Genomic DNA, 5,238 nt, shown 5'->3' with positions numbered 1-5,238 from the left:
ATGAAGGAGGCAACTGCCGCCAAGTACAGCCCGACGTGGCTACGAAGATGATCGCTGCCAGAACTTCGCGGTCTCCGTACCGCCGTCGGCCACCGCCCTGCGGTCGCGAGGGAGCGGGCGGCACCACCCGCTCGAACAGTTCCCACAACTCATCCGGCACTAGACGCTCAACGATCCCCACGATGCCAGACTATCGAACACGCCAAATGAGACGATATCTTAAGTTACTGACTTCGGCTGGTCAAGGTGACGTTGGATCGTTGAGGGTCAGGCCGGTGCCTGCTATGAAGCCTTCGAGGGTGTCGGGCCGGTACTGGAGGCGTTTGAGCCGGTTGCGTACGAGTGCTTCAAGGGGTCGAGGGCGACGACGGCGAGGTTGGCCAGGCTGCGCTTGACGTGCGCCCATACCCACTCGACCGGGTTGAGGTCGGGCGAGTACGCGGGCAGCAGGAACACCGTCAGCCACTCGCGCTCGGCGATCAGCTCACGCATGACGCGGGAGATGTGAGTGTTCAGCCGGTCCCACACCAGCACGATGGGCGCCTTGACGAGCTGGTGGACGCCGTCGATCAGCGCGATGAAGTCGCACTCGCCCATGCTGCGGCGCTCGCCCGTGCTGCGGCGCTTGCCTTTGCCCGCGGGGTGGGTGCGCAGGCGGTGGCACGGCCGGGTCCGGGATCCCGGCCGCATGGCGATCAGCCCGGCCACCGACAGGCGCCCCGGGCGGCGGCCGCTCACGGTTACGACCGGGGTGCGGCCGCGCCGGCCCCAGGTGCGTCCTTGGGGCGGCCGCCGGGTGAACCCGGCTTCGTCTTCGAAGCAGATGTAGCCTCCGCAGGCCTTCCGTTCTAGTGGTCGTTGCAACACCCCAGCTCAAGGGGTGCGATGGACATTGTGGTGCTGAAGCCCAATGATCATGAGGTGGCCCGTGCCTGCTGCCATATCTTCTCCTGTCCCTGCCGTGCTGGTGAAGCTGGGTCCGCTGGACGCTGACCGGGTCGCTGATCTGCGCCCCTACCTCGACTCGGTGCCCGACCCGCGCTCGCGGCAGAGCCGGTGGTACTCGCTGACGGCGATCTTGCCGGTGTGCGCCTGCGCGGTCGTCTCGGGAGCGAAGAGCATCGACGAACTTGCCGAGTGGGGCGAGCGTGCCTCGGACACGCTGCTGGCGATCCTCGGTATCCGCCGCCGTCCACTGAGGTGGCGGCGCACTCCGGCGCCGGCCACGATCGGGCGCGTGCTGGTGGCCGTCGATGGTGACGCCCTGGACCGGGCTGTGGGTGCCTACCTGGCCGACCGGCACCGCGCTGCCACCGAGCCCGCTGTGACAGCGTCCGCGTCCGGGCGGCGGCGCGTCATCGCCGTCGACGGCAAGGCGCTCAAGGGCTCAGCCCGTCTCACCTCGGCGCGACGGCACTGCTCTCCGCGGTCACCCACGGCCGCGTCGTGACCCTCGCCCAGGTGGAGGTCGGCGCGAAGACGAACGAAACCACGCACTTCCAGCCGCTGCCGGCGCCGCTGGACCTGGCCGGCGCAGTAGTCACCTTCGACGCGCTGCACTCGCTCAAGGCGAACATCTCCTGGCTGGTCGAGACCAAGAAGGCCCACTACGTCGCCGTGATCAAAACCAACCAGCCGACCGCTTACAGTCAACTCGCGGCCCTGCCCTGGCGGGACATTCCCGTCCAGCACACCGCCTCCGCCCCCGGGCACGGCAGGCGGGAGTCCCGCTCGATCAAGACCTGTGGGATCGCGGACCAACTCGACGGGATCGCCTTCCCCCACGCCCGCCTGGCCATCCGTGTCCACCGCCGCCGCAAGCCCACCGGCGAACGCGAGACCCGCCAGAGCGTCTACGCCGTTACGAGCCTCGACGCCCACCAAGCCGGCCCGGCCGACCTGGCCGCCGCGATTCGTGGGCATTGGGGAGTGGAGAACTCCTCGCACCACATCAGGGACGTCACTTTCGCCGAGGACGCCTCCACCGTTCACACCGGGACCGCACCTCGCGCCATGCCGACCCTCCGCAACCTCGCCATCGGCGTGCTGAAAACCCTCGGAGCCGACAACATCGCCAAGACCACCCGGGCGATCCGCGACGAACCCCAACGAGCACTCCCCATCCTGGGCATCACCAACAACCCGGACGCCCACGGAACTTGCTCAAGCCCTGCGGCTGTCGCCCACCGTACCGCCCGGTTCTCGAACGACAGCGTCTGCATCCCGGCCCCTCCTCTTCGCTCAGTAGGTGATCTACGTCTCCCTCCATTTGGCATGTGAACTTCGGCACCCCTGCCACCCGTTGTAGGTATGAGTGGCCATCACTCGCAACCCGCAGTGCATACATGGAAGTGGGCTCCGGAATGATCGGAGCTCGATGTGCGGAACGACACAAAAGCGTCGCGGTCCACAGCCGCGCCTCGGGAATCGTGAACGAAATGATCAAGAATCTGCGACTGAAGGCGGCGGCAGTCACTGCGGTGGCCATCGGCGGTCTCTTCACCTTCACCCCCAACGCCAGCGCGGCCGGGAACTGCTACAACTACGGGAAGCCCGGAGTCATTCAGTTCTTCACCGGGCCGAACTACACGGGTGACTGCTACGAGGTTGATGCGGCTTACGGGACGGGAGCTGTCGACAACTTCTCGAATGAGCCTTATGGGATGAACGACAACATATCCTCTATCCGAAGTTGGGCCGACAGCTCCCAGTACCGCGTCGGCTGGCTGTACACGGACGCCTATGAGAGTGGATCAGTCTTCGAGTTTAGCGGCGGAGATTGGTGGCCCACTCTCCCGTCATGGATCGACAATAAGTCCTCCTCGTTCCATGTCGGTTGGTGAGTCATTTAGGTCCGAATATCAGAGAACAGCAGACCTGACCGATACGGGCTGACCTACTAGGTACCCCCGACCCGCACCGACGGGGCCGTGTACGACGGCTGAGCTTGGCGTTTAACCTCGCTGGCCTCGATGGTCCTTGATCGATTCGACGCGTTTGACGGTCTTGCCAACGTCGTGGCGCGTGGCCCGTTGCTTGTTTTTCGAGCCAGGAGGCCGTCCGGGACCTGGTCGGGACGGTTCTGGCGCGCTTGCCGGGCGGGCTGCTGTCGTGCGGACGTTGCGAAACCCCCGGCGGACTCGGGCGGGGGTGAAGCGGCGAGGTTCCGGGGGCCGTACCTATAGCCCGCCGAGGTCCTCGGCGAGGGGCCGGGCGAGGCGGAGCTGGGTGTGGGCGGCGATAAACAGCGAGGTCCATAGGTCGGCCATTTCCGGGTTCCTGACCATCGGGGCGGCCCAGCCCAGGGTCTGTTTAGGGGAAAGGCTATGAGCGAGGGTCAGGAGTGGGGACCGAGGTCCTAGTTGAGGCCTGGTTGCATTTGTTGCATCCGCTGATCTGGCCCTCGAAGAGGAGATCGTGGAGCTTGATGTCCTCGTTGAGGCGAAGTTCCGCGAGCACCCGCACGCGGAGGTGATCCGCAGTCTGCCAGGCATGGGCGCACGGCTCGGCGCCGAGTTCATCGTCGCAACGGGCAGTGACCTGGACGCCTTCGGCAGCGCGGACCGGCTGGCAGGCTTCGCCGGCCTGGCTCCACAGCCAAGTGACTCCGGCCGCGTCAGTGGCAATCTGCGCAGACCCCGCCGCTACCACCGCGGCCTGCTCCGCACCATGTACTTGTCGGCGATGGCCAGTCTCAAGTCCTGCCCCGCCTCCAAGGTGTACTACCAACGAAAGCGGAACGAAGGAAAGGGACACAAACAGGCCCTCCTCGCTCTCGCCCGCCGACGCGTCAACGTCCTTTGGGCGATGATCCGTGACAGAGAATGCGGCCGACTTGGGGACCTGGCTCAGCAGCGTGCGGGCGTGGTGAGTGCGGCATCGCTGCCAGCTCGCGCCGGGCAGGGTGGCGCCGATCGCGTTGACCAGGATGTGTGCGTCGGAGATGACCAGTTGGACGCCGGACAGGCTGCGGGCGATCAGTGAGCGCAGGAAGGCCAGCCAGCCGGCGCCGTCTTCGGCGGTGGCGACGTCCAGGCCGAGGATCTCGCGGTGGCCGTCGGCGTTGACGCCGACCGCGATCAGGGCGTGGACGTTGATGATGCGGCCGCCCTCGCGGACCTTCTGCGTGAGCGCATCGACCCAGACAAAGGCGTAGGGGCCGGCGTCCAAGGGGCGGTTGCGGAACGCGGCGACCTGGTCGTCCAGGTGCTTGGCCATTGTGCTGACCCGGGATTTCGGCAGCTGGGCGACGCCGAGGGACTCGGCGAGCTTCTCGACCCTTCGTGTGCTCACGCCCAGCAGGTAGGCAATGGCGACCACCGAGATGAGGGCCTGCTCGGCCCGGCGTCGTCGTTCCAGGAGCCAGTGCGGGAAGTAACTGCCGGACCTGAGCTTGGGGATGGCGAGTTCGACGGTGCCGGCGCGGGTGTCCCACTCGCGCGGGCGATATCCGTTGCGGTGGTTGACTCTCTCGTCGCCGACCTGTCCGTATTCGGCGTTGCAGAGGGCGTCGGCCTCGGCGGACATGAGCGCGTCGGCGAACGTCTTGACCATCGCGCCCAGCAGATCGGGACTCGCCGCGGCGAGGTTGTCCTCCGCGAGAGCGTACAAAGGCAGACTGTCGGGTGCGGTCATCGTGCTGATCTCCTTCGTGACTCGACATCTCGAAGATCAGCCGGTGGCCGTTCTTGTATCCGGGCACTCACTCCGACGCCGGGGCAAACGCCCGGATCAGGTGGGAGCCGGTACACCACTTCTCAGGACTCAACCCGACGCGGATCGGTAACACTACTGACCGCTGACAACTCACCCTCGCTCCGACGTGGACCACGAGGACCGGCCGACGATTTCAAGGATCACCTTGTGGTATCACGCTGCGCCTTCGCACCGCCGTGGCCGTGTGCAGGCGCGAGGCCGACCTCCTGCGGCCGGGATCGTGTGGTGAAGGCCTCTCGTCGCGCGCACCTGGCCATTGCCCTCAGTACAACAAGTCTGGCCGCCGGACCCGGGTCCGGCGGCCATTCGGCGACTGCTGACCGAGCCGCGGTCAACTCCTCTGCCTGCACGCGGCGTCGACGCCACGTGGCCGGGCGGGGGGGGGGGGGGGGGGGGGGGCCCCCCCCCCCCCCCCCCCCCCCCCCCCCCCGCCCGTGGATCAACGAACACGCCCGAACCCGCTTCGAGCCCAGGTGTCGCCTTGTCCCAGAACCACGACGTCGCATCCGCCACGGCCACCAC

4 protein-coding genes and 4 pseudogenes are annotated in these 5,238 nt (G+C 66.9%); 4 read left to right on the top strand and 4 right to left on the bottom strand.

All coding sequences use genetic code 11. From position 1 onward, the window contains the following. The coding region (locus ACFYOH_RS44365; RefSeq protein ID WP_388637942.1) for a transposase at window positions 1-181 on the bottom strand (181 nt) is incomplete at its 3' end. Window positions 182-241: 60 nt separating this feature from the next. Further along, a pseudogene (locus ACFYOH_RS44360) lies at window positions 242-690 on the bottom strand (transposase). Window positions 691-928: 238 nt separating this feature from the next. On the opposite strand from ACFYOH_RS44360, the gene ACFYOH_RS44355 reads away from it, so the two are divergent. The 3 genes from ACFYOH_RS44355 (at window position 929) to ACFYOH_RS44345 (ending at window position 2,843) form a co-directional block, all read left to right on the top strand. Beyond that, on the top strand, window positions 929-1,450 hold the full coding sequence (locus tag ACFYOH_RS44355; RefSeq protein WP_388637939.1) for a transposase family protein: 522 nt from the start codon (window positions 929-931) through the stop codon (window positions 1,448-1,450). Then, window positions 1,447-2,280 (top strand): ISAs1 family transposase, encoded by an 834-nt coding sequence (locus ACFYOH_RS44350; protein ID WP_388637936.1) that lies wholly within the window; start codon window positions 1,447-1,449, stop codon window positions 2,278-2,280. Before ACFYOH_RS44355 ends, ACFYOH_RS44350 begins: the two co-directional genes overlap by 4 nt. Before the next feature lie 158 nt (window positions 2,281-2,438). Next, complete coding sequence (locus ACFYOH_RS44345) at window positions 2,439-2,843, top strand: hypothetical protein (RefSeq protein ID WP_388637933.1); 405 nt, start codon at window positions 2,439-2,441, stop codon at window positions 2,841-2,843. A gap of 111 nt (window positions 2,844-2,954) precedes the next feature. On the opposite strand, the pseudogene ACFYOH_RS44340 reads toward ACFYOH_RS44345, so the two are convergent. Beyond that, window positions 2,955-3,314 (bottom strand): annotated as a pseudogene (locus ACFYOH_RS44340) (transposase); the annotation flags it as partial. Window positions 3,315-3,369: 55 nt separating this feature from the next. Here ACFYOH_RS44340 and ACFYOH_RS44335 point away from each other — a divergent pair. Then, window positions 3,370-3,819, top strand: a pseudogene (locus ACFYOH_RS44335) (transposase); the annotation flags it as partial. 9 nt (window positions 3,820-3,828) lie between these two features. Here ACFYOH_RS44335 and ACFYOH_RS44330 read toward each other — a convergent pair. Further along, window positions 3,829-4,635: pseudogene (locus ACFYOH_RS44330) on the bottom strand (IS256 family transposase); the annotation flags it as partial. Between the last annotated feature and the right edge of the window lie 603 nt (window positions 4,636-5,238).

Source organism: Streptomyces sp. NPDC007856 (genome assembly GCF_042868225.1).
GTDB lineage: Bacteria > Actinomycetota > Actinomycetes > Streptomycetales > Streptomycetaceae > Streptomyces.
This window is presented reverse-complemented; position numbering and strand designations above follow the sequence as displayed.

Bases quoted from the DNA above. Each gene is read 5' to 3' on its own strand.
- ACFYOH_RS44345 (WP_388637933.1), top strand. From the start codon at position 2,439: ATGATCAAGAATCTGCGACTGAAGGCGGCGGCAGTCACTGCGGTGGCC.